This is a genomic window from Streptomyces sp. ICN903 (genome assembly GCF_022015835.1).
Taxonomy (GTDB): domain Bacteria; phylum Actinomycetota; class Actinomycetes; order Streptomycetales; family Streptomycetaceae; genus Streptomyces; species Streptomyces fenghuangensis.
The window spans coordinates 13,847-35,168 of the sequence record NZ_JAKMAY010000007.1 but is presented as its reverse complement, the minus strand read 5'-3'; the positions used below and the strand labels follow the sequence as shown (position 1 = coordinate 35,168).

The following is a 21,322-nucleotide window of genomic DNA, read 5'->3' as shown; positions in this document are numbered from 1 at the left end:
TATGCGATGCAGGGTCGTGCGATGAGGCGGCGACACCCGTCGGACGGTCGTGACTGGTCACCTGATGAGGCTCCAGGGGGCGGAAACTACCCGGACACGTTTGGGCGTCTCTGAGGCATGACCTCCACAGACCTCGATCCGTTTCGAACCCCGCCGGACTGGCCGCACTGCGGCAGCCACAGTCCCGACTCCAGGACCGACCGTGTTGGATGCCGTGGTGTCCGTGTCCTCGGGCACAGCACCTGTCTGGCGCATATGGGTGAAACTGACCGTGCTATTTACCTTGGAACTTTGACCCCTGGCGCTGACGTCGATCATCGCGGCACTCCCTTCACTTCGGGACTACTGCGCGAACTGCTCGCCGCGCTTGCAGGGCCTGCCGCAGAGCAGCCGGTGTTGGGAAAGGCTTGGTTCGCTGAGGCCTTTTTCGATGATGACGCTCAATTTAACGGGGTGGTTTTTAATGGTGACGCCTGGTTCAGCAGGGCTAGATTCAGCGGCAAAATTCAATTCTTCGATGCAAAGTTCTCTCGCGATGCCGTATTTAACGAGGCGATGTTCGAACGAGATGCCCAATTCGACTATTCGAGATTCGAAGGGGAGGGTCGATTTAGTGACGTCACGTTCGGTGGTGAAGCTCGATTCGAGAAGGCGAAGTTTTGTGCCGGAGCCCGGTTCGTTGATGCGGTGTTCGATGGCCCTGCCTGGTTTCTTGATGTAAATATTGAAGATGCTGCCATGTTCAGTGGAGTCAAGTTTGGTAGCGACGCTTGGTTCTCAGGGGCGGAAATCGGTAACGACGCCATGTTTGTCGGGGCGAGGTTCGATGGTCCTGCTCGTTTCGATGGTGTGGTGATCGCTGGTTATTCCATGTTCGGGGGCGCGACGTTCAGTGATGAAATTATTTTTGGCGAGGCAAGGTTCGATAGTAGTGTTACGTTCAAGCGGGCAAAATTTGAAAGTGCGGGAGCGTTGGGTCCGCTGGTATGCGCGGGGACGCTGAACTTTTCAGAGGCGGTATTCGGTGCCGCCGTAACTATTGAAGCGGTATCGGCGGGCCTGCTCTGTAGAAGAACGCGATGGTTTTCCACAGCTGCCTTGCGGCTGCGATATTCCGCTGTAGACCTGAGTGATGCTGTTGTGGAGTACCCGGTAAGCATCTCGGCCCGCTCTCGGCCTTTCATCGGAGACGCTGGAGACATAGCAGAACCGGGATTTGTGGACCCCCGAGTGCGGGTTATGTCGCTGCGAGGGGTGGACGCAGCCCACTTGGTGCTCACCGACATCGACCTCGCTGACTGCCGGTTTGCCGGAACCATCCACCTCGACCAGCTACGGCTGGAAGGGCGCTACACCCTGGCTGTTGCACCTTCTGGGCTGCGGTGGCGTGGTGTGCGGCCAGTGCGTTGGACGCCGCGCCGGACGCTGGCCGAGGAGCATCACTGGCGTGCCACCCGCTCCGCAGACGGCTGGACGCCTGCGCCGGAGGAGGAGGAGGCGTTGGAGCCCGCTGCGCTGGCGCCTGTGTATCGGCAGTTGCGCAAGAGCTTTGAAGACAGCAAGCACGAGCCTGGGGCTGCTGATTTCTACTACGGCGAGATGGAGATGCGCCGTCACGCCGACGACATCCCGTGGGCTGAGCGTGCCCTGCTCACGGCCTACTGGGCGCTGTCCGGCTACGGGCTGCGCGCTTCCCGCGCCGTGGGTTGGTTGCTCGCGGCTATGACCGCCACCGTGCTAGCGATGATGCTGTGGGGTTTGCCGCAGGACTCCTCGAAGCCGATCAGCACCGGAACGCTCAACGGCCGCAACATCACGATGACCACGGACACGCCCGATCCGGTTAATCCCACTGGGCCGTGGAGCGAGCGCCTATCGACCGAGCGATTCGAGAAGTCCCTGAGAGTGGTAATCAACTCGGTCGTATTCCGTTCTTCCGGACAAGACCTGACCACGGCCGGCACCTATACGGAGATGGCTTCTCGCTTCACTGAGCCGGTGCTCCTAGGTCTGGCTATCTTGGCTGTCCGCGGCCGAGTCAAACGATGACGAGTAACGGCCACAGTCGCACGATCCGACTGCGGCCGTTGGCTATAGATAAGTGGGCGTCATCCTCACGTCGCCCGCTTACCTTCCTCGCCCTCGTCTTCTTCTGCCTCGGTCATCTTGAGGATGAGCCGTGCAAAGCGAACCCGCTTCTCCTTCGACCACTCAACCTCTCGCCAAACCGCAGTCACCGGCCCGTTCCTGCTCACCAGAGCAGGCGAGCCGTCTACGATCTCCCGTGTGAGTCGCCCGCCGGCCTCGTTGCTCCTGGCTTCGGACGCTTCGCGTTCTGGTCTTTGCGGCATGCGCGCAAGTCTCACTTCGCTGCGCGCTTCTCGTCCAAGAGGACGAACTTCTTCACTCGTTTGGGTGACGGAAGGGGGTGGGGGGTGACCCCTTCGGTGCGGGCTTCCCGATCGCCTGGTGATAGCAGGAGGCTGGCTGCCACGGTTTCAGGGTCGATCAGATCGCCCTGAGATGGTGCGCCTAGTTGAGCAGCAGGTCGGAGCCGAGGTTGCCGAATTCTCGTCGGTCGCAAGGGTGTACGATCCTGCCGTTACCTGGGGTGGATCTCTACGGAGTGGGGGCTCTCGGCATGGCCAAGAGTGATGGAGGCGGCTGCGCCGGTTGCCTCAGTCTTGTTCTCATCGGTTCGGTGGTTTTCGCATACTGCGACCTTAACGAATATAGCTCTGAGCAGCGCAAGGCAGAAAAGTCGACGACTGCTACTGCGGCCGCTAAGCCAGCCGAGCCGCCGGAGTGGCGACTCGGTGATGACTCTCCCAGCGGCCGGACGTTGCTGTGGGTCGATATGGAGAAGTCAGAGAAGCTCAAGCTCTTGAGGTACGTCGTTGCCGAGGATTTGAATAGCTCTGCCCTTGACGACTTGGACGACGACGAAGGTCTCACACCGACGGACGTAGAAATAAAGCTGCTCTCGAAACCTAGGCATGGTTCCGTCAAGCTCAATACGGCTGATGGCACTGCCACGTATACGCCAAGGGAAGGCTTCAGAGGGACGGACGAGTTCCGGTACTCGCTCAAGCTGAAGGGGCGACCCGAGGTTGTTGAAGGTACACACTCCATCGAGGTGGATTTGAGCCCAGGAGGCAAGTCTAGGGAGGAGTTCGACAACTGTGCTGAGGCTCGGGCTGCTGGCTCGACTCCTATACGTGAAGGGGAGCCCGGCTACGGCTCACACCTTGACGCCGATGGTGATGGAATCGGGTGTGAGTGGGGGTGACCGCATCTACTGAGTCCCGCTCGCCGATGGGCGAGGCTTCGGCGAGCGGATAGCTGTTTATGCAGTCTCGGCCCCCGCGGCTTCGTGAGTTGCCAGGAAGAACGCCACGTGAGCGAGCGAGAGGCAGTGAGCAGGGAGGCTTGCCCGAGCGTTGTCCCACCTCCGGTGGCAGGGGCGACACATGGGCTCGTACTGCTCGACGTCGACCGCGTACGGCATACCTTCCTCACGGGTGCCTTCGGCGCCGAGCCGCTGATCCTGAGCACCATGCATGTAGGCCCAGTGCGCGGCCGGAGCACCGCAGAAGAGGCAGGGGTGATCCTTCGCCCTGCCCTTCTCCTTGGCCACCCAGTGATGGACGGTGGAGTACGCCGCTTCGTCCCCCTGGAAACGGCCGGCTCTCGGATCGGGGTGGTGCTCGCGGTCGGCGCAGTCGACCGTGACGCCGTTGAGTAGGTTTTGAAGGGCGTACTCCCGCGCGCTTCCGCAGTCGCACTCGGCCGTGACCCACTGAGAGCCGTTGCGCTTACCGAGGCGCTCAACGAGCGTCAGGCTCCCGAAGGCGTCGCCCGGCTTGTGCTTGTGCGATCCCGGTCGAGTCTTCGGGTAGCCCTTGCGGAGATACCGCGTCCTGCTTCGCTCGTTGTGCCGCTCGCGCTTGCAGCCCTCGCAGAACCTCGGGGCTGGTCCTCGGGCTCCTTCTGATCGAGGAGGCAGGACGGTAGGGCAGGTCTCGCAGGTGCGCTTTTCGTTCGTGCTCACGGTCTGTTTGATCTCCTTCGTGTGAGGGGTGCGTCAGAAGACGCAGAGGGGACGCAGGGCGCCCCGCAGGACTTGGGTGATGGGTGAGGCTTCCGCGGCCTCTCGGTGCGCTACAGGCCAGCTCAGAGGGTGCTGGCCCGAGCCGGTCAACCTGTCAGGCTGCGGTGTCCAGCTCAGTCCCGAGGCAGTCGAGCCCAGCAAAGAGCGGGCGATGACGGACGGGCGTGGTGCGCACCTTCGGTCGGCACATCGCCCGCGTGCCTCGGTCGGCCTGTCCCTCGCCTCGCTCTGTCTCGGGACCGCCGGACAGTTCGAAGCGGGCGATGAGTCCGCTCCCGTCTGTGACCGTCCACAGTCGCTCGACCGTGACGTGAGTGACGGTGCCGAGTTTGTGGACGACCCTGCCGACGAAAGGGAGCGGAAGAGAGGTGAGAGCCTCGCGAAGGTCGGCGGACGAACAGTCCGCATGAACCTTGACGGTCACTGTCCGCCGGTCGGCGTCCGGCAGACGCTCGGCCTCGGACTCGATGAGCCGTACGTCTCGGTCGATCAGCCACAGAGAGAGGGCGTCGCAGAAGTCGATGCCGAGGCGTCGAGCGGACAGGTGATGGTGCGCGAGCACAACGGACAAGGAAGATGCCTCCTGAGCAGTGAGAGTGACTGAGTGCTGGCGCCCCTACCGGGGCGCGCAGACGCCACCGCCCGACTGAGCCAGCGGTGAGAAGTGGTTGGCTCTGCGAGGAGCCGGGAGCTTGGCTCCCGCGCGACGGCAGATCCGGCGAGGAGCCAGGTAGGAAGTCGACGGCGGAAGAGACAAGGGGGCGCGGGAGCGCCCCGCAGAGGAGAAGCCAGCAGAGGACAGGGGCGCCTTCGGCGCCCATCGGGTGAGCTGTTGGCCGGCTGTGGACTGTGGCCCCTTCGGGGCCGTCTTCCGCTTCCAGGCTTGGCACTTACCTGCCGTTGCCTCAACGGTCTTGTGGCATGTGAGGGCCGGGGCCCCGGTACGGGGTGGCCCGAGCCTTGCAACCGCCTGCCTGCTTGACGCTCAGGGCTTGCACGCTTACCAGAGGGAGAAGAGTTGGCTTCCGCACCCCTTGGGGCGCAAGGACTCTGAGCATCGCAGTCCACGAATTCCGTGGAACGAGTCCACGTATTCCGTGGACTCGCGACCTCCTACGCTGCGCCGCTCCGCCTCCTACGAGCCGCAACGACGGATGCCTTCCGGGCGCGCTTCGCTGCCTTGCTGACGACGTCATGCACCGGGCACGGCTTGTACTCCGTCTTGTAGTGACCGGCACCGCTGTTTGCCCGGACCATGTCGATCGGAGGGATCAGGCAACCGGCGACCGAGGACGGGTCGAGCATGTCGTTCTTGATCGCATCCCGGATGGCGTTGTCTACGACCTTTGCGCTCGCAGGGATGACCTCGCCGGTCTCCGAGTCGGAAGTTCCCAGGTACCTGGCCAGCTCGCCTGGTTCGAACACTGCGTGTCCGTTGCGCTCATGGCGCCCCAGCGCCAGGAAGGCGAGGCGCTGCCACTTCGGCAGCTTCAGCTCAGGGTCGAGTGCACGGGACACAAACGCCTCTTGGTAGAGCTGTGTGAAGGGCTGCTCGATGCCGTACGTCATGCGCTCACCTCGATGCCGACTGCGCGCAGGAAGTCGATGACCTCGGCAGCCCCCTCGGGGTTGCTCATGTACTCGGCCAGGGCTCGACGTATCGGGGTCTCGACATCCTCGGGGTCGACCTCGGTGCCGGTGAGGATGTCGCGCACGGAGCCGATGGCCTCGGCGCCGATGATGCGCTGTGCGAGCCACAGGGGGAGGGATGCGGGGTTGTTGTCGTGCACGGTGGGCGACCTCCTTTGGAGAGCCGAAGGCAGCGCGTGGCTACGTCTCGGCGTGGCGAGTGGAAGTCGCGCAGTACCGTCCTGCGCTTCGAGAGCCCTCGGCGTCTCTGGGAGTCCCTCGGAGTCCCGGCCTGCTACCTGCTGGCCAGCTCGACCGCCGCTGAACGGTGGGAGCTACGGTGCGCCTCGGAGAGGCGGAAGAGAGTTCTTACCTGGTCGGAGCGTCCGACGTCAACTCCATGGCACTGGCCGGACTACGACGCCCGGAGGACCCTACTGTTGAGCGGAAGACGGCCCTATTACTCGATCCGTCGACCAGCCGAGGGGGACTGATGGGTGAGAAGAAGTGGAACGCCACGACCGGCAGGTGGGAGATCGACGGAGTCCCGATCACGTACAGGGTGACGTGGAAGAGCATCGACACCGGCGAGGAGCACGTCAGGGACTTCAACGACATCGATCAGGGTTATGACTTCTACCAACTCATGCAGCGGGATGCGTACTCCATCAAGGTGACGTGGGATCACGTCCCCTGGTGATCGTCGGCGGCGGAGGTCGCTCACGTACCGTTCAACAGCCGCGCGCTGCCCGTGCGCGTTGCGGTAGCGGTTGCGCCTTCTGTTGGACGTGGGGGGAGCGGCGTACAACGCGAGCAGGGCGAGCAGGGCACCTCCGTTGATCGCGCCGAGCGAGGCGGCGGCAAGGATGTTGGACATGTTCACTTGACCTCCTTGGTCCGTTGGACAAGGGCTGAGCAGCCCAACGCCGCTCCCGAGGCAGAGCGCTCGGGGGCGACGTTCAACACTCAGGCGTAGCCGTTGGACCGGCGGTGGAGAGCTGTCATACGTGCTCGGCGTCTCAGGTAGGCCGAGCGGTTGTAGCAGGCGGTCGAGCAGTACCGGGGCGCTTGCCGCTGCGAGGCGGGGACGATCTCACCGCCGCACTGCGCGCATGGGGCGAGCTGCTCACGGACTTCCTGACCGATGCGGAGAGACGTGCCTCCCGTACGCCGCCAGCGTTGGTAGTGGCGGCCGCAGAGGTCGCGTGTCTCGGATGGCTGAGTGCAGTCCGGGTCCGAGCAGAGGCGCCCCGAAGGGCGCCCCTGGCGCTGCTCGCTCACTGCTCCCGAGAGGCGACGACGAAGCGGAAGCCGTGCGCCGTGACGCCCTCGGTGTGGGCTCGGGTCTGAGTGGCCTTGTCGTCCGCCTCGGGCACGAAGCGCTCGACCTTCTCGATCACGCCAGCGTTCGGGATGAGCTGCCCGGCGTAACTCTCCTCGACAGCCTGGAGGGTCTTGGTGATGTCCGAGTGGTTGAGCCGGCCGACGTTGCCGATACGAGTGAAGCGCCACTCGAACGCCACGTCGACCACATGACGGCGGACGCCGTCAGAGGCGGCAGGGACCTTCTCGACCCGTCCACCGAGGATGCGGACGGCCAGGCCCTTGCCGTACAGCTCTCGGCCGTCGTCACTGCGCTGGATCATCGCATCGGCGGCGGCGGGGATCGGGGCGTTCATGATGAACGTGGAGGCCACTCCGCGGGCGATGAATTCGGCTGCCTTCTCGTCCACTCTGGCAGCGATGACCGGTGCCGCTTCGTAGGCGTACGCGACGTCCAGCCGGAGGATATCCACGCGGACATCGCCGATGCTCCGGTGACCCAGGCCGGTGATGGAGCGGAGTCCGAAGCCCTGCTCCATGAAGGCGGTCTCGACGTTGCGGGGGTCGGGCTGCACGTGGACGGCTGTGCGGAAGTAGTGCAGCTCGACGGTGCCGGAGAGGGCACCGCTCTTGTTGGCGGTGCACACCTGCTCGACAACGGCGAGGAGCGGCAGTCCTTCGACACTCGACGGGGCGTCGGGCTTGGTGAAGGTGGCAACAACAGGGACGCCCGGAAGGGTCCGGCCGACGATCGGGGCTACCACCTCGGCCAGTCGCTTACCAACGTGAGGGACGGCCCTCTTCAACTGGTCGGCCTTCCGCTTCGTACCCTCGGCCAGCAGGGAAGTGCGCTCGACGTTGGCCAGCGCGGCGGCGAACTCCTCAGCACTGGCCTCGGCCTCTCCTCGGCCGAACGCAGCACGCAGGTTGTCGGCCTTCGCTTCGGCCTGGTGAGCCTCGGTCTGCGTCTCCTCGGCACGCTCCTCGGCCTGCTCTGCCGCTTCACGTGCGGCGTTGATGCTGGCGAGAGTCTCCGACTCCTTCGCTCTGATCTGCTCGGCGAGAGAGGTGGGGTTGGTCTTCTTCGTAGCGGTAGCCACGGGGGAACCTCCTTGGTTCGGTTGAGTGGTTCGCCGGTTCGGCCGGCTGTGGGGTTGCGCCTGCTCAGAGACGGTGTGCGCCTGTATGGCGGCATGGAAAAGCGCCCGTGACCAGAAAGGTCAGGGCGCGGGAGAGAGGCTGCCAGAGAGCCGCTGAGCAGCTCAGGGGAGGTAGGGAAAGACTCAGTCGTGACGTCGCTTCGCGTACGCCTTGACCATCTCCTCGCGGTAGACGACTGTTCCGCCGAGCTTGACGGACTCGGGGCCTCGGCCCTCGCTCCGCCAGAGACGGAGGAGCGCTGGACTGACTCCGAGGATCGCCGCTGCTTCGCGTGTGCCGATGTACGTTCCTGCTTCAAGCTGCACGGGCCAGCTCCTTTCTACGGCTGCGACGCCGTGAGTGAGTACGTAAAAGGGGGAGGCGCATCACCTGTCCTTGACTCGCAAAGATCAGGTGGTGCGCCCCAGGGACTCGACTGGACTGGAGTCCCTCCGTGCGCCGACATGTTCAGGGGCACACGGAAGCTCTCGGAAGTAGCCAGTCCCGACCTGCCGGGTGCCAGGAGGAAGCGCAGCAGGTCGGGACTGGCGAGGTTGCGGAGCGGCTCGGGACAGGAGGGAACCGAGGCTCGACGCGAGGAGAGCTGAGCAGGGAAGGAGGTCAGAACCTGCTCAGGCTGGGAGGAGCAAGGGCGAGCCTTCGGCTCGCATGGAGACTGTCCGATCTGACCGTCAGCGTGGCTACGTTCAGGGGCGCCCGAAGGGGCGCCAGCCTGCCAAGCCGTCTGAGGGACAGCCTCTCTATAAGTAAGGATGCAGTTGATCTTGCTTTTTATATAGACAGCCTTGCGTGATGTCTGCCACTGCTCCGCCGTTGGGCCTCCACTTATGCATACGGGAGTCGATCTTGGTTTTTTGTGGGGCTTACCGAGGTTGAGATGCACATCACGACCTCGGTCACGCATCTGTCGCCTCCCCGGCCTGCCGGGCATGTACGGACACGGGCGACCTGCAAGACGTAGGTGCGGCCTTCGGGGGTGACGATGCCCGGCGGCACGGTGAGTGAGGAGCCACCTCCTGTGGAGTCGCTCCTCGGCCGGAGCATCGCATGAGGTGAGGTCCACGGCTCGGAGAACCTGATTCCTGAGCGGGTGCGGGCGGCGATCGAAGGCCGACCGCTCTCGCCTCCCGAGTGAGAGCCGGACACGATAGAGCCCCCGCACCTCGAAGCTGAGGGCAGGGGCTCTCGTCATGCAGGGTCAGGCGGGGCGGGTGCGACTCCACCGGTTGCGGGCTCTCACTGCGGCGAGCATCTCAGCAGCCTTCGCCTCCTCGCGTTCCCGCTCGGTTCGATGGAGAGGGCATCGACAGGGTGGCCAGGTGCTCACTTCGAGAGGGGAGAGCTTGTCGCCCGAGTGGACTACGGCTGTTGTCTCGTAGGTCTTCCCACCGTCACGGCTGACTCGGATGGTCAGCAGGGGCGTGCCCTCGGCCTCGCTCATGCAGCACGCTCCTTAGCTCGGTGCCTGTCGGTCCCTCGGCAAGGTGCGCGCAGTACAGTCCTGAGCAACGTCCTCGACTCCTTGCAGTCGATGCGGCGTAGACCCTCGGGCGGCTGACTCCGTCCGGGGGTCGCTTCGCGTCTGAGAGTACGCCTATGTGCACGCTGTGCACAGTCCGCACAATGTGCTGGTCGACGCGCATGCTGCACGGTGCGCACGTAGTTTCAGAGCATGGTCGAGTACGCCTACCGCCGGATCGCTTCTGACCTCGAAGAACAGATCAAGTCAGGGAAGATCCCACCTGGAGGGAAGCTGCCGGGCGAGCTGGAGTTGGCCGAGGTCTACCAGGTGAGCGCCGGTACCGTCCGTCGTGCCGTGCGGGAGCTGCGCGAGCGCGGGTTGGTCGAGACGCTGCCCCACCTCGGCACCTTCGTGCCGGAGCATGAGGAAGCCCCGCCAGCCGGGAGCGACTGACGGGGCCAGGGCCGAGGGGAACTCAGGCGGTGTGCTCAGCGGCGAAGCCGCGCACTCGGTCGTAGAGGTTCCGCGGGAGTAGGAGTTCGACTCTTCCAAGCGTGTGGCGGACCGTGCCTTCGGTCTCGCCGACCTCCGCCAAGGGGAGTGCCTTCGGGAGTTCCTCGGCGTGAACGATCGCCTTCACGCCTGCCTCGCGGAGTTGCTTGTTCCTATCCGCCGACGAGGTGAGCTGCGCCCATCGCTCGCGGTACGTCTCCCCCGTGGGAGTCTCCTCCCACCTGTCCGGTTCGGAAGGCAGTGCGAGGAGCGCCTCGCGCTTCGCTTCCATCCGGAGGTACGCCTCCCGGTACTCCTTCTTGCCTGCCTCCGAGGAGTAGAGCCCTGCTTCGCGGTCCTCGCGCAGCTCGGCGAGAGCGCGGGTCACGGCCTCGATGTCCGCCGAGTAGTCCGTCCCTGGCTTGAAGACTCGACGCACGATCTCGGCGTGCCCGACTGCCCGGAGGAAAGCGTCTTCGATGGTGTCCTCCAAGAGTTCGGCGTCTATGGCCTTGTTCTCAGAGCAGAGCTTTCCGCTCTCGGTGTACGCCGCGCAGCGGTAGTAGTAGCGAGTACGCCCCATGTTGCGGTACAGCGGCTTGCCGCACGTGCAGAACGCCACTCGAAGGAGGGGGCTCCTGTCGTAGCGGTTGCCTGCCTTCGGGGCTTTGTTCTCGTCAAGCTTCGCTTGAAGCTGCTCCCACTGCTCCTGGGAGATCAAAGGCTCGGCCCGCTGAAGTGGGAGGCCGTCCGCATCCCGTACGAGACGGGTGCGCTTGACCTTCCGGCCGTCTGAGCCGGTCACTTCCTCGGTCATCTCGGCGTGGCCGAGGAGAGTGTGGGAGCGGAGCATCTTCAAGAGGTTGCCTACGCGCCACTTAGCGCCTTTAGGCTCCTGGCCGTTGCGGATGCGCTGAGCGTCCAGGGAAGTAGGTATTCCCTTGTCGTTGAGCCAGCGGCACAGGCTGGTGGTCGACTCGCCCTCGATGGTGCGCCGGACGATGTCCCGGAGAATCTCGGCCGTGCCGAGGCCGTAGTCATCCGGGACCAGGCGCCAGCCCTCGCCGGCTTCCTGCTTCTCCGGCCGGTAGCCGTAGGGCACGAAGCCTCCTCGCCAGCGCCCCTCCTTCATGAGGTGGACGTACGAGGACTTGGCCCGAGCTTTGATCGCTTCGAGTTCCCCCTCCGCGAGGGAGGCGATGAGCTGGAAGAGGAGGCGCCCCATCGGAGACGTGAGGTCGATGTCCCCCTCGACGGTTGCGATCTGCTTGCCGTGCTTCTCGCACCACTCGGCAAGCTGGCTGATGTGGATCACTCGACGCGAGAGCCGGTCGAGCTTCCATGCGCAGAGGATGTCGTACTCGGAGGCTCGGGAAGCCTCCCACGCGAGGCGTTCCTCTGCCTCGCTCACGCTCTTACCGATGGTGGACGGGAGCCACTCGCCGAAGGCCGGGCGCTTCCACGGCTCGATGCCGCCGGATACGTCGACGTCCTCGACCCACCCGACGATGACGTGTCCCTTGCTGTTCGCCCATCGCTCGATGGTCTCGCGCTGCCGGACGACGGACGTACTCTCGTCGGATGCCCTCGACAGGCGGAGGACTCCCAAGACTCTTGCCATGCGTTGATCACTCCTGAAGTGCAGGTCAAGCATACGGACAGGTGGAGTAAGTCCGTCTCACTCGATGAAGCGGCGGAGTGCAGCGCGCGGGTGCTCGACGCACTGCGCCAGCCGCTGGAGTCCGGGCAGGTCGTCGTGGCCCGGGCCCAGGGCATGATGCGCATGCCCGCCCGCTTCCTGCTCGCCCTCGCCGCCAACCCGTGCCCCTGCGGCAGACACGGCTCCCGGGGCGGCGGCTGCGAGTGCAGGCCCTCGTCGGTCAGACGCTACCGGGCACGGCTCTCGGGACCCCTGCTGGACCGCGTCGACCTCCGGGTCACCGTCGAGCCCGTCACCCGCTCCGAGCTGACGGCCCCCGGCACCCGGCCGGAGTCCACCGAGACCGTGGCCGCCCGCGTGCTCGCCGCACGTGAGCGCGCCGCCGCCCGCTACGACGGCACGCCCTGGCACACCAACAGCGAGGTCCCCGGCCACGAACTGCGGACCAGATGGCCCGGGAGCCCGGGAGCGCTCGGCCGGGCCGAGGAGGACATGGAACGCGGCCTGCTCACCGCACGGGGTCTGGACCGCGTCCTGCGGGTCGCCTGGACTCTGGCCGACCTCTCCGGCCGTGACCGGCCCACCGCCGAGGACGTGGACGGCGCGCTGGAGCTGCGCACCGGGGTACGGCGCGGCACGGCACTCGCCGGAGGCCGGGCGTGACCGGCCGCGAGGAGCGCGTGGCCCGGGCGGCGCTCACCAGGATCGGGGAGCCCGGGGACGAGACGATGAACCGGTGGCTCGACCGGTACGGGGCGGTGGGGACACTCAAGGCGTTCGGATCCGACTCCCCGCTGCCCGGCGCGTCCCGGACCCGCTGGGCCGGGCTGCGGCAGCGCGCGCGAGGGCTCGACCCCGAGGCCGACCTCGCCGCGATCGGCGCACTGGGCGGGCGCTTCGTGTGCCCCGATGACACCGAGTGGCCGAGCCAGCTGGACGACCTGGGCGACGGGCGTCCCGTGGGCCTGTGGGTGCGCGGCAGGGCCTCGCTGCGGATGTGGGCGTTGCGTTCGGTCGCCGTCGTCGGCTCCCGGGCATGCACGGACTACGGTGCCCACATGGCCGCGACGCTCGGCTCCAGTCTGGCCTCCCGCGGCTGGACGGTGGTCTCCGGCGCGGCGTACGGAGTGGACGGCGCCGCGCACAGCGGGGCTCTGGCGGTGGGGGGAGCGACCGTCGCCGTCCTGGCCTGCGGAGTGGACGTGGCCTACCCGCCGGGCAACGGCGAGCTGATCCGGCGCATCGGGGAACAGGGACTGCTGGTCGCCGAACTGCCGCCCGGCGACCACCCCACCCGCAGCCGTTTCGTCCTGCGCAACCGCGTGATCGCGGCCCTCACCCGCGGCACCGTGGTGGTGGAGGCGGAACTGCGCAGCGGCTCGCTGGTCACCGCGCGGCGGGCCCTCGGACTGGGCAGGCTCACCATGGGCGTGCCCGGTCCGGTGACCAGCGGACTGTCGGCGGGCGTCCACCAGCTCCTGCGAGGTGAGGGCATCGTCGTCACCGACGCAGCCGAAATCGTCGAGCTGGTCGGCGCGATCGGCGAACTGGCCCCCGAACGGCGCGGGCCCATGGTGCCGCGCGACCTGCTGTCCCCGGAGGCGGCGCGCGTTCTGGAGGCGCTGCCCGCCCGGGGTGCGCTCGGCATCGAGGCGGTGGCGCGCGCCGCCGCTCTCGCGGAGGACCGCGCGCTCGTCCGCCTTCAGGAACTGCGGTCGCTCGGGTTCCTCGAACGCATCGGTGATCACTGGCAGTTGGCCAGATCGGCCAACCAACACACCAACAGGTGACGAGGCGGTCCTTGACCTGGGGCGATCGAGTGAAAGGGTGAGAGACATGATCGCTGAAGGCTTCATTCCGCATGGCCCGGCCGCGCCGCTCCGGCCACCGGGGTAACTCCGGGGTGCGGGCAGCGGAACGTATCTGCGCATGCCCTGCCCGCCGCCACTCGCACTGAGCGACGCCGCAGTCACGCTACGCTCCCAAGGTTCCCGGCCTCCTCGTACGCCCCTCACCGGCGTCAGCGCACAGATCACGGCAGAACGGCTCAAGACGACGCATGCCCCATCACATCCCCGGGCCCGACCGCACGGCCACGGCAGAACCGACTGCAGCCGACGGCGCTGCACGCCCTGCCCCGCCCAGATCGCTCGACGAACTGTGGCGGTCGTACAAGTGCACGGGCGACGAGCGGCTGCGGGAACAGCTGATCCTCCACTACTCGCCCCTGGTCAAGTACGTGGCCGGGCGCGTCAGTGTCGGCCTGCCCGCCAACGTGGAGCAGGCCGACTTCGTCTCCTCAGGGGTCTTCGGACTGATCGACGCCATCGAGAAGTTCGACCCGAGCCGCTCGGTCAAGTTCGAGACCTACGCCATCACCCGCATCCGCGGGGCCATGATCGACGAACTGCGGGCGCTCGACTGGATCCCCCGCTCGGTGCGGCAGAAGGCCCGCGCGTTCGAGCGCGCCCATGCCGCGCTGGAGGCGACGCTGCGGCGTACGCCGTCCGAGGCCGAGATCGCGGACGAGATGGGGATCCCGCTGGAGGAACTCCACGGGATCTTCAGCCGGCTGCCGCTGGCCAACGTGGTCGCCCTGGAGGAGGTGCTCCACAGCGGTGCGGAGGGCGGCGACCGGCTGAGCCTCATGGACACCCTGGAGGACACGGCCGCCGACAACCCCGTCGAGATCGCCGAGGACCGCGAGCTGCGGCAGTTGCTGGCCCGGGCGGTCAACACCCTGCCCGAACGCGAGAAGACCGTGGTGACCCTCTACTACTACGAAGGGCTCACCCTCGCCGAGATCGGGCAGGTGCTCGGAGTCACGGAGAGCCGGGTCAGCCAGATCCACACCAAGTCCGTACTGCAGCTTCGGGCCAAGCTTGCCGATGTCGGTCGCTGAACCGGCACCGTCCTCCCTACAGTGGGACCCGTGCCCAGGATTCGAGCGGCCTCCGTGGCCGAGCACCGGACGATGCAGCGCGACGCCCTTCTGGAGGCAGCACGATCCCTGCTCTCCGAGGGCGGCACCGAGGCGCTGACCTTCCCCGCGCTGGCGGCCCGCACGGGACTGGCGCGCTCCTCCGTCTACGAGTACTTCCGTTCCCGCGCCGCCGTCGTCGAGGAGCTGTGCGCCGTCGACTTCCCCGTCTGGGCAGCGGAGGTGGAGGACGCGATGGAGCGGGCCGACACCCCCCAGGCGAAGGTGGAGGCCTATGTGCGGCGGCAGCTCGCACTGGCCGGCGACCGGCGCCACCGGGCCGTCGTGGCCATCTCGGCCGGCGAACTGGACCCCGGCGCCCGGGAGAAGATCCGCGCGGCCCACGGCGGACTGATCACCATGGTGGTGGACGCCCTCGCGGCCCTCGGTCACGACGAGCCGCGGCTGACGGCCACCCTGCTGCAGGGCGTCGTGGACGCCGCGGTCCGCCGTATCGAGCTGGGCGCCGCCGAGGACCCGGACCGGATCACGCAGGCCGCCGTGTCGATGGCGCTCCACGGAGTCGCGGGCTGAGCCCTTTCCTCCGCCCGCCCCGCCCGGTCGCCGGACGCCTCGTTCCGCCCGGGAGGGTTTCCGTGCGAAGCCGGATGTGGCGGTGCCGGGCCCAGAACGCGGCCACCACCAGGGTCAGCGCCGTCCCCGCCCCGGGCGAACCGGCGGACGAGGAGCCCTGGGAGGCCGCCGTCCGCATCGCATCGCCCCGTCCGCTCTCCGTTTCCCCTGGAAGCGGAACCCCCAGTACCGGAAGGAGCCGGGAGGGGCCGCGGTCGAGCAGGGAGAGCGGATCCAGGTAGGCGTCACCGCGGCGCAGCCCCCAGTGCAGACATCCCACCGGGCAGTGGAAGCCGTCCGTCTCCAGCACTCCCACCACATCCCCCGCCGCGACCCGGTCGCCCTCGCGCACCCGTGCGCCGACCGGCTCGTACGTGGTGCGCAGCGGAGGGGAGCCCGTGCCCGCGAGTTCGACCGAGACCACCCCGCGTCCGGCGACCTCCCCCGCGAACGAGACCCGGCCCGCGGCCACCGCGCGCACCGGCTCCCCGGGGCGGGCCGCCAGGTCCACACCGCGGTGGCCGGCCGACCACCGTTCGGGCGGCGGCTCCCAGCCGCGTCCGACCGCCCCCGGCACCGGTCTGACCCGACCGGAGCCGGACGGGCCGTCCCCGGGAGCGGCGCGGGCCGCGGCCGCCCCCGCGGTGAGGAGCGGCAGCAGCAGGCAGAGAGACAGGAGAAGAGGCAGGCGGAGCGGCATACGGAAGGGCGTGCGGCGCGGCAGCGCGGCGCGGAGTCGGCGTCCCATGAGCACAGCGTGGCGCGAAAGCACGGGACGGAGGCGGCCCCGGGCGAGGGCTGTGGAACACCGGCCGGTTGTGGACAACCACGTCACCCGGTCCGGGGACGGCAGCTCCCGCCGCGGCGGCACCCGCCCCCATGCGTGTCGCCCGTCGCTTCCCCGGTCCCGTACACTTCTGGTGCGATCCGGGTCACCGGATCGACATCGCACGCCCCGCCGACCTCCACAGGCGGCAGCGCACCTCGGTCCTCGAAGACGGCCCCCGGGCCGTCGACTTCGCAGGCAGGCGCATCGGGGCGTCAGGAGCGGCGGCCGTCCGGCCGCCGTGTACAACCGAGTGATCCAAGGAGATACGGCCATGGCCGTCGTCACGATGCGGGAGCTGCTGGAGAGCGGCGTCCACTTCGGGCACCAGACCCGCCGCTGGAACCCGAAGATGAAGCGCTTCATCTTCACCGAGCGCAACGGCATCTACATCATCGACCTGCTCCAGTCGCTGTCGTACATCGACCGCGCCTACGAGTTCGTCAAGGAGACCGTCGCCCACGGCGGCTCCATCATGTTCGTCGGCACCAAGAAGCAGGCCCAGGAGGCCATCGCCGAGCAGGCCACGCGCGTGGGCATGCCCTACGTCAACCAGCGCTGGCTCGGCGGCATGCTGACCAACTTCTCGACCGTCCACAAGCGCCTGCAGCGCCTGAAGGAGCTCGAGCAGATCGACTTCGAGGATGTGGCCGCCTCCGGCCTCACCAAGAAGGAGCTCCTGGTCCTCTCCCGCGAGAAGGCCAAGCTGGAGAAGACCCTGGGCGGTATCCGCGACATGCAGAAGGTGCCCAGCGCCGTCTGGATCGTGGACACCAAGAAGGAGCACATCGCCGTCGGTGAGGCGCGCAAGCTCAACATCCCGGTCGTCGCGATCCTCGACACCAACTGCGACCCGGACGAGGTCGACTACAAGATCCCGGGCAACGACGACGCGATCCGCTCCGTCACCCTGCTCACCCGCGTGATCGCCGACGCCGTCGCCGAGGGCCTCATCGCCCGCTCCGGCGCCGCCGGCGAGGGCAAGGGCGAGAAGGCCGCGGGCGAGCCGCTCGCCGAGTGGGAGCGCGAGCTGCTCGAGGGCGACGCCCAGAAGGCCGCCGAGTCCAAGGAGGGCGAGGCCCCGGCCGCCGCCGAGACTCCGGCCGCCGAGGAGCAGGCCGCCCCCGCCGAGGGCGAGAAGCCGGCCGAGCAGGCCTGACCGACGCCGCAGGTGGTACGGCCGGGGGCAGTGCCATGAGCGCCGCCCCCGGCCGCATGCCCGTCCCGTAGATCGATCCATCCTCATCGACCTTTCGAGAAGAGATTCACCGACCATGGCGAACTACACCGCCGCTGACGTCAAGAAGCTCCGCGAGCTCACCGGCGCCGGCATGATGGACTGCAAGAAGGCGCTGGACGAGGCCGAGGGCAACGTCGACAAGGCCGTCGAGATCCTCCGCGTCAAGGGCCAGAAGGGCGTCGCCAAGCGCGAGTCCCGCACCGCCGAGAACGGCGCCGTCGTCTCCCTGATCGCCGACGACAAGAAGTCCGGTGTGCTGGTCGAGCTCAAGTGCGAGACCGACTTCGTCGCCAAGGGCGACAAGTTCCTCGCCGTCGCCGACGCCATCGCCGCCCACGTCGCCGCCACCTCCCCGGCCGACATCGAGGCGCTGCTCGCCTCCGAGATCGAGCCCGGCAAGAGCGTTCAGGTGTACGTGGACGAGGCCAACGCCACCCTCGGCGAGAAGATCGTCCTGGACCGCTTCGCGCAGTTCTCCGGTGGCTACGTGGCCGCCTACATGCACCGCACCAGCCCGGACCTGCCCCCGCAGGTCGGCGTCCTGGTCGAGCTGGAGCAGGAGAACGCCGAGGTCGCCAAGGACGTCGCGCAGCACATCGCCGCGTTCGCGCCGAAGTTCCTCTCCCGCGAGGACGTGCCGGAGGAGACCGTCGCGAACGAGCGCCGCGTCGCCGAGGCCACCGCGCGCGAGGAGGGCAAGCCCGAGCAGGCCCTGCCCAAGATCGTCGAGGGCCGGGTGAACGGCTTCTTCAAGGAGAACTGCCTCCTGGACCAGCCCTTCGCCAAGGACAACAAGAAGTCCGTCCAGAAGATCCTGGGCGAGGCCGGTGTCACGCTGAAGCGCTTCGCCCGCTTCCGCGTCGGCGCCTGATCCGTAGGCCCGCTCCCGGTTAGGGTCGGGTTACGGGGCCCGTCCCGGTGCGTGACGCACTGAGTGCAGGCGTGTACGGACCGGACGACCGCAGTTGTGACGAGGAGGCCATTGCCGCTTTCGGGGACCGAGAGGAACCACCGGCAATGGCCTCCTCACGCGTGTGCACGAGGAGATCCGCATGAAACAGGGCAACGACCCCGGAGGCAAAGCCTCCGACAAGGACCACGACCGCCGCCGCTTCCTGCTGAAGCTCTCCGGCGAGGCGTTCGCCGGCGGTGGAGGACTCGGAGTCGACCCCGACGTCGTGCACAAGGTCGCCCGCGAGATCGCAGCCGTGGTCCGTGACGGCGCCGAGATCGCCGTCGTCATCGGCGGCGGCAACTTCTTCCGCGGTGCCGAGCTCCAGCAGCGCGGCATGGACCGGGCCCGGTCCGACTACATGGGCATGCTCGGCACGGTCATGAACTGCCTCGCCCTCCAGGACTTCCTGGAGAAGGAGGGCATCGACTCCCGCGTGCAGACCGCCATCACCATGGGGCAGGTCGCCGAACCGTACATCCCGCTGAGGGCGGTGCGGCACCTGGAGAAGGGGCGCGTGGTCATCTTCGGTGCCGGCATGGGCATGCCGTACTTCTCCACCGACACCACCGCCGCCCAGCGCGCCCTGGAGATCGACGCCGAGGCGCTCCTGATGGGCAAGAACGGCGTGGACGGCGTCTACGACTCCGACCCGGCGACCAACCCCGACGCGGTGAAGTTCGACGCCCTGGAGTACGGCGAGGTCATCGCCCGCGAGCTGAGGGTGGCCGACGCCACCGCCATCACCCTCTGCCGCGACAACAAGCTTCCGATCCTCGTCTTCGAGTTGCTGGCCGAGGGGAATATCGCCAGGGCGGTCCGGGGTGAGAAGATCGGCACGCTGGTGAGCGACCAGGGCTCCCGGGCCTGACGCCCGCGGCGGAGGCGAAACGACGTCCGTACGGGAGTCGCCGCACACGGCACCGTACGGCAACCCCGTGCCGCACGATGGGCACGCTACGGGGATGGACAACAGCCTGCCGGTCGGACACCGTGCAGGAATCAGGGCTTTCCGGCTCAATTCATCGAACCAGGAGCACGTGGTGATCGAAGAGACCCTCCTCGAGGCCGAGGAGAAGATGGAGAAGGCGGTCGTCGTCGCCAAGGAGGACTTCGCCGCGATCCGCACCGGCCGTGCGCACCCGGCGATGTTCAACAAGATCGTGGCCGAGTACTACGGTGCGATGACCCCGATCAACCAGCTCGCGTCGTTCTCGGTGCCCGAGCCGCGCATGGCCGTGATCACCCCGTTCGACAAGAGCGCGCTGCGCAACATCGAACAGGCCATCCGTGACTCCGACCTCGGCGTCAACCCCTCCAACGACGGCAACATCATCCGCGTCGTCTTCCCGGAGCTGACCGAGCAGCGCCGCCGGGAGTACATCAAGGTCGCCAAGGGCAAGGCCGAGGACGCCAAGATCTCCATCCGCAGCGTCCGCCGCAAGGCCAAGGAGGCCATCGACAAGGCCGTCAAGGACGGCGACATCGGTGAGGACGAGGGCCGCCGCGCGGAGAAGGAGCTCGACGACACCACCTCCAAGTACGTCACGCAGGTGGACGAACTGCTCAAGCACAAGGAAGCCGAGCTTCTCGAGGTCTGAGGTTTCGAGGCTGCGATTTTCGTGAACGACTCATCCTGGGGAGCACCACCGTCGGGCGCCGGGCCCTCCGGCCACCCCGCCCATCCCGGCCACTTCGGATACCGGAGCACCCCCGAACAGGGTTTCTCCTCCCCGCTTCGCGCAGAGGTGGCCCAGGCCCCGGCGGGTTACACGCACGAGGACGCCGAGGCGTCGCAGACTCGGCGTATGCCCATCGTGCCCGACGCCCCCGGCGGTGACCAGGACGATCGTGACGGCCGGGCGGCCGGGCGGCCGTTCGGCGGCCTCGCTCCCGGTGATGACGGCCGACCCGGACCGCGGACCGGTCCCGGAACGGAGCCTGCCGCGCCCTCGCCCCGGGGCCGTTCCTCGGACCGCAAGCGGGCGGGCCGCGACCTGCGCGCCGCGATAGGGGTCGGCCTGGGGCTGGGCGTCGTCATCATCGCCTCGCTCTTCGTCTACAAGCACGTCTTCGTCGGTGTGATCGTCGCCGCCGTCGTGGTCGGGCTGTGGGAACTGACCTCCCGTCTCGCCGAACGCAAGCAGATCAGGGCTCCGCTGGTGCCGCTGGCCGTCGGCGGCGCCGCGATGGTCGTCGCCGGTTACGTCCGCGGCGCGGAGGGCGCCTGGGTGGCCACCGCGCTCACCGCGCTGGCCGTACTGGTGTGGCGGATGACGGAGGATCCGGCGGAGTACCTGCGGGACGTCACCGCCGGTGTCTTCGCCGTCTTCTACGTCCCCTTCCTGGCCACCTTCGTGGCCATGATGCTCGCCGCCGACGACGGCCCGCAGCGGGTGCTCACCTTCCTGCTGCTCACCGTCGTCAGCGACACCGGGGCGTACGCGGTCGGCTGGCGCTTCGGCACGCACAAGCTCGCCCCGCGCATCAGCCCCGGCAAGACCCGCGAGGGCCTGCTGGGGGCGGTGGCCTTCGCGATGGCGGCGGGTGCACTGTGCATGCACTTCCTGATCGACGGCGGCGCCTGGTGGCAGGGCCTGCTGCTGGGCCTGGCCGCGGCCGTCAGCGCCACCCTGGGCGACCTCGGCGAATCCATGATCAAGCGGGATCTGGGCATCAAGGACATGGGCACCCTGTTGCCCGGCCACGGCGGCATCATGGACCGCCTGGACTCCCTGCTGCCAACGGCCCCCGTGGTCTGGCTGCTGCTGGTCGTCTTCGTCGGCGCGGGCTGACGGCCCTCCGTTCCCTGTGACGCGTCACAGGGAACGGAGGGCCGGGGGCGACGCACCATGGTGAGGCGGCGTTCGCTCGGGCCCGGGGGGCAGACCTCGCGACGGCCGCGGCCCGGAG

20 protein-coding genes and 1 pseudogene are annotated in these 21,322 nt (G+C 67.6%); 13 read left to right on the top strand and 8 right to left on the bottom strand.

Features of this window, described 5'->3' with window-relative positions:
• Window positions 1-255 precede the first annotated feature (255 nt).
• Both L7D48_RS01670 and L7D48_RS01665 read left to right on the top strand, forming a co-directional pair.
• Complete coding sequence (locus L7D48_RS01670; protein ID WP_237876654.1) at window positions 256-2,049, top strand: pentapeptide repeat-containing protein; 1,794 nt, start codon at window positions 256-258, stop codon at window positions 2,047-2,049.
• Between the two features lie 562 nt (window positions 2,050-2,611).
• Window positions 2,612-3,289 (top strand): excalibur calcium-binding domain-containing protein, encoded by a 678-nt coding sequence (locus tag L7D48_RS01665; protein WP_237876652.1) that lies wholly within the window; start codon window positions 2,612-2,614, stop codon window positions 3,287-3,289.
• Between the two features lie 57 nt (window positions 3,290-3,346).
• Here the strand turns inward: L7D48_RS01665 and L7D48_RS01660 are convergent, their stop codons facing one another.
• The 4 genes from L7D48_RS01660 to L7D48_RS01645 form a co-directional block, all read right to left on the bottom strand.
• Window positions 3,347-4,051 carry a hypothetical protein gene (locus L7D48_RS01660; RefSeq protein ID WP_237876651.1) on the bottom strand — a complete coding sequence of 235 codons (705 nt, stop codon included), beginning with the start codon at window positions 4,049-4,051 and terminating at the stop codon, window positions 3,347-3,349.
• Window positions 4,052-4,205: 154 nt separating this feature from the next.
• A complete protein-coding gene (locus tag L7D48_RS01655) occupies window positions 4,206-4,682 on the bottom strand; it encodes a hypothetical protein (protein WP_237876648.1) in 477 nt (158 codons plus the stop codon).
• A gap of 542 nt (window positions 4,683-5,224) precedes the next feature.
• Window positions 5,225-5,680: a hypothetical protein gene (locus L7D48_RS01650; protein WP_237876644.1), complete on the bottom strand. Its 456-nt coding sequence runs from the start codon at window positions 5,678-5,680 to the stop codon at window positions 5,225-5,227.
• Window positions 5,677-5,901, bottom strand: coding sequence for a hypothetical protein (locus L7D48_RS01645; RefSeq protein ID WP_237876639.1), 225 nt, complete (start codon window positions 5,899-5,901; stop codon window positions 5,677-5,679). Before L7D48_RS01645 ends, L7D48_RS01650 begins: the two co-directional genes overlap by 4 nt.
• Window positions 5,902-6,233: 332 nt before the next feature.
• On the opposite strand from L7D48_RS01645, the gene L7D48_RS01640 reads away from it, so the two are divergent.
• Window positions 6,234-6,440, top strand: a complete 207-nt coding sequence (locus L7D48_RS01640; protein WP_237876633.1) for a hypothetical protein — start codon at window positions 6,234-6,236, stop codon at window positions 6,438-6,440.
• Window positions 6,441-7,017: 577 nt separating this feature from the next.
• On the opposite strand, the gene L7D48_RS01635 is transcribed toward L7D48_RS01640, so the two are convergent.
• Together L7D48_RS01635 and L7D48_RS01630 are read right to left on the bottom strand one after the other, a co-directional pair.
• The gene (locus L7D48_RS01635; protein WP_237876629.1) at window positions 7,018-8,163 is read right to left on the bottom strand and encodes a hypothetical protein; all 1,146 of its coding nucleotides are present in this window, start codon (window positions 8,161-8,163) and stop codon (window positions 7,018-7,020) included.
• A 183-nt stretch (window positions 8,164-8,346) separates the two neighbouring features.
• Window positions 8,347-8,529 carry an AlpA family transcriptional regulator gene (locus L7D48_RS01630; protein WP_237876624.1) on the bottom strand — a complete coding sequence of 61 codons (183 nt, stop codon included), beginning with the start codon at window positions 8,527-8,529 and terminating at the stop codon, window positions 8,347-8,349.
• A 1,367-nt stretch (window positions 8,530-9,896) separates the two neighbouring features.
• Here L7D48_RS01630 and L7D48_RS01625 point away from each other — a divergent pair.
• Window positions 9,897-10,139, top strand: coding sequence for a winged helix-turn-helix domain-containing protein (locus L7D48_RS01625; protein ID WP_237876619.1), 243 nt, complete (start codon window positions 9,897-9,899; stop codon window positions 10,137-10,139).
• Window positions 10,140-10,161: 22 nt separating this feature from the next.
• Here L7D48_RS01625 and L7D48_RS01620 read toward each other — a convergent pair whose 3' ends face one another.
• A complete protein-coding gene (locus tag L7D48_RS01620) occupies window positions 10,162-11,799 on the bottom strand; it encodes a recombinase family protein (protein WP_237876614.1) in 1,638 nt (545 codons plus the stop codon).
• Window positions 11,800-11,859: 60 nt separating this feature from the next.
• On the opposite strand from L7D48_RS01620, the pseudogene L7D48_RS01615 reads away from it, so the two are divergent.
• The 4 genes and pseudogenes from L7D48_RS01615 to L7D48_RS01600 all read left to right on the top strand — a co-directional run.
• Window positions 11,860-12,501: pseudogene (locus L7D48_RS01615) on the top strand (ATP-binding protein); the annotation flags it as partial.
• The gene (gene dprA / locus L7D48_RS01610; RefSeq protein ID WP_237876610.1) at window positions 12,498-13,628 is read left to right on the top strand and encodes a DNA-processing protein DprA; all 1,131 of its coding nucleotides are present in this window, start codon (window positions 12,498-12,500) and stop codon (window positions 13,626-13,628) included. The pseudogene L7D48_RS01615 and the gene dprA, both read left to right, overlap by 4 nt.
• A gap of 269 nt (window positions 13,629-13,897) precedes the next feature.
• A complete protein-coding gene (gene whiG, locus L7D48_RS01605; protein ID WP_237876604.1) occupies window positions 13,898-14,740 on the top strand; it encodes an RNA polymerase sigma factor WhiG in 843 nt (280 codons plus the stop codon).
• Between the two features lie 54 nt (window positions 14,741-14,794).
• Complete coding sequence (locus tag L7D48_RS01600) at window positions 14,795-15,352, top strand: TetR/AcrR family transcriptional regulator (protein ID WP_237876667.1); 558 nt, start codon at window positions 14,795-14,797, stop codon at window positions 15,350-15,352.
• Here the strand turns inward: L7D48_RS01600 and L7D48_RS29515 are convergent.
• Window positions 15,306-16,139: a murein hydrolase activator EnvC gene (locus L7D48_RS29515; protein ID WP_374490611.1), complete on the bottom strand. Its 834-nt coding sequence runs from the start codon at window positions 16,137-16,139 to the stop codon at window positions 15,306-15,308. The genes L7D48_RS01600 and L7D48_RS29515 overlap by 47 nt on opposite strands.
• Before the next feature lie 352 nt (window positions 16,140-16,491).
• Between L7D48_RS29515 and rpsB the strand changes: the two genes are divergently transcribed.
• From rpsB to L7D48_RS01570, 5 genes are all read left to right on the top strand, one after another.
• A complete protein-coding gene (rpsB, locus tag L7D48_RS01590) occupies window positions 16,492-17,376 on the top strand; it encodes a 30S ribosomal protein S2 (RefSeq protein ID WP_237876599.1) in 885 nt (294 codons plus the stop codon).
• Window positions 17,377-17,491: 115 nt separating this feature from the next.
• Window positions 17,492-18,328: a translation elongation factor Ts gene (gene tsf, locus L7D48_RS01585; RefSeq protein WP_237876593.1), complete on the top strand. Its 837-nt coding sequence runs from the start codon at window positions 17,492-17,494 to the stop codon at window positions 18,326-18,328.
• A 181-nt stretch (window positions 18,329-18,509) separates the two neighbouring features.
• Window positions 18,510-19,280: a UMP kinase gene (gene pyrH / locus L7D48_RS01580; protein ID WP_093850753.1), complete on the top strand. Its 771-nt coding sequence runs from the start codon at window positions 18,510-18,512 to the stop codon at window positions 19,278-19,280.
• A gap of 172 nt (window positions 19,281-19,452) precedes the next feature.
• A complete protein-coding gene (gene frr, locus L7D48_RS01575; protein ID WP_237876588.1) occupies window positions 19,453-20,010 on the top strand; it encodes a ribosome recycling factor in 558 nt (185 codons plus the stop codon).
• Between the two features lie 21 nt (window positions 20,011-20,031).
• Window positions 20,032-21,204: a phosphatidate cytidylyltransferase gene (locus tag L7D48_RS01570; protein WP_237876583.1), complete on the top strand. Its 1,173-nt coding sequence runs from the start codon at window positions 20,032-20,034 to the stop codon at window positions 21,202-21,204.
• Window positions 21,205-21,322: the final 118 nt, after the last annotated feature.